The organism is Candidatus Obscuribacterales bacterium (assembly GCA_036703605.1).
GTDB lineage: Bacteria > Cyanobacteriota > Cyanobacteriia > RECH01 > RECH01 > RECH01.
Genome location: DATNRH010001059.1, coordinates 1 through 2,046 on the forward strand (window position 1 = coordinate 1; position 2,046 = coordinate 2,046).

2 protein-coding genes are annotated in these 2,046 nt (G+C 50.0%); both read right to left on the reverse strand.

The window, feature by feature from the left end; translation table 11 throughout:
* A partial coding sequence (locus tag V6D20_21535) for an FAD-dependent oxidoreductase (GenBank protein ID HEY9818365.1) occupies positions 1-281 on the reverse strand: 281 nt, incomplete at its 3' end.
* Positions 282-495: 214 nt separating this feature from the next.
* Positions 496-1,512, reverse strand: coding sequence for a UDP-glucose 4-epimerase GalE (gene galE, locus V6D20_21540; GenBank protein HEY9818366.1), 1,017 nt, complete (start codon positions 1,510-1,512; stop codon positions 496-498).
* Positions 1,513-2,046 lie beyond the last annotated feature (534 nt).

The window sequence follows — 2,046 nt, forward strand, 5'->3', positions numbered from 1 at the left end:
AAAAACTTGCCGTCATAGTAGATGCGCGATAGCCGTGGTACGGTGATCATCTCGTCGCTGAGCACCTCTTGCCAAAGATCCTCAACCTCCGTCACTTTGGTGTAGAAACGGTGACCGCCGATATCAAATCGATAGTCTTTATAGGTTTCGGTGCGTGAGATTCCTCCAACGCGATCGCCACTTTCAAGTACCACAGCAGGACGTTGGTGTTTCGATAACTCATAGGCCGCAGTTAAACCTGCTGGCCCTGCACCCACAACGACAACAGGATTCAAACTCATGAACAGTAACTCTACTCACTCTTAAGAACGCAGGTATGGACGAATACTGAATCGATATAGACGAGGGGCGATCGCAGGGCAGGACAACCCCCTCCCCAAGGGCATGAAACTTGACTGATAGTCTGCACAGGAAACCTGATGGGCCATCTTCAGCCGCGCAGCATCTTCTGTACGAGGCAGAACCTCACGGTCTGCCCTCGATCCTTGCAGTGAGCTATGACACTGACGACAAGGAGCCATGGCGCACTTGGTGCCACTGCCAAGCATGGCGAATCATGTCATCAAGGTCGGGATACTTGGGAGCCCAGCCCAGAACAGCGGCGGCCTTTTGACCACTGCCTACGAGCGCTGGCGGATCACCAGGGCGGCGATCGCACTCCACCGCCGGCACCGGACGTCCTGTCACCCGTTCTGTGGCTTCAATCACTTGACGCACCGAGAATCCACCGCCATTGCCTAGGTTAAAGATATCGCTATCTCCCCCCTTCAGCAGGTGTTCTAGCCCCAAAATATGGGCATCGGCTAGATCACAAACATGGATATAATCCCGGATGCAGGTGCCATCTTCCGTGGGGTAATCCGTGCCAAAAATCGACAGAGATTCCCGTCGCCCTAGAGCAGTCATCAAGGCCAGGGGAATCAGATGGGTTTCAGGATTATGGTCTTCCCCTAAGCGCCCTTGGGGATCAGCACCGGCGGCATTGAAGTAGCGGAAGCAGATGGATTTAAGACCATAGGCGCTATCAAAATCCTTGAGAATGGTTTCCACCATCAGTTTGGTTTGCCCGTAGGCATTGATAGGAGCCTGGGGATGATCTTCCGGGATGGGGATTTGCTGGGGTACGCCATAGGTAGCGCAGGTGGATGAAAAGACTAGACGCTTGACACCCGCAGCCACCATGGCTTCTAACAGGGTCAAGGTGCCGCTGACGTTATTGCGGTAGTATTTTGCTGGATTGGTGGCCGACTCACCCACGTAGGCATAGGCAGCAAAGTGAATGACTGCGGCGACGGAGTAGTCTTGAAATACTTGATCTAAGAGGGAGCGATCGCTAATATCGCCCACAATTAAATCAACGTTTAAAACAGTTTCAACCAGATCTCGATGGCCGTAGACTAGATTATCTAAGACCACAACGTGGTAGCCAGCTTGCTTTAATTGGTCAACAGCATGGGAGCCAATATAGCCTGCTCCTCCAGTGACCAAAACAGTTGGTTTTTGTGGCTGCATAGTCATGTTCTAAAAGCTTCTCATGTTGAGTAAGGGCGTATTTGCCCAGCATAGTCTGACCTATGCCTCTGTGCTAGCGTTGGTGAATGCAGTGTGATTTATGCTACGCCCAGTATGGCATTGAAAATTGCGATCGCCAATTCTATCATCGAGTTTTTATTTGAAAAGAGCAAAAACTTTGCAAAGTAGAATTCAGTATGAAGAGGGCTTAAAGAGTCGTCAGATTACGTTGCTTTTGTGACGTAGATCCTTGAGGATGGTTATCAGAACGCCTAAGGTGTAGTTAATTTATAGAAGCCACGGCCAAGCCGATTTTGCAATTCACCCGTTGGGGCTTCTAACATCCGCATACATGACCGAAACTGAAATGTTCGTCAATTCTACGGATGCCACACAGCAGGCAAAAGGTTCATGGTGAACTAAACCATTATCTTGAACCCAGAGCATACTAGGCTGACGTGCATCCTACCATAGGGCGATCGTAGTAAATTACTTACCTCACTTTCTGGATAACATCATGGTTGGCTCAATTGA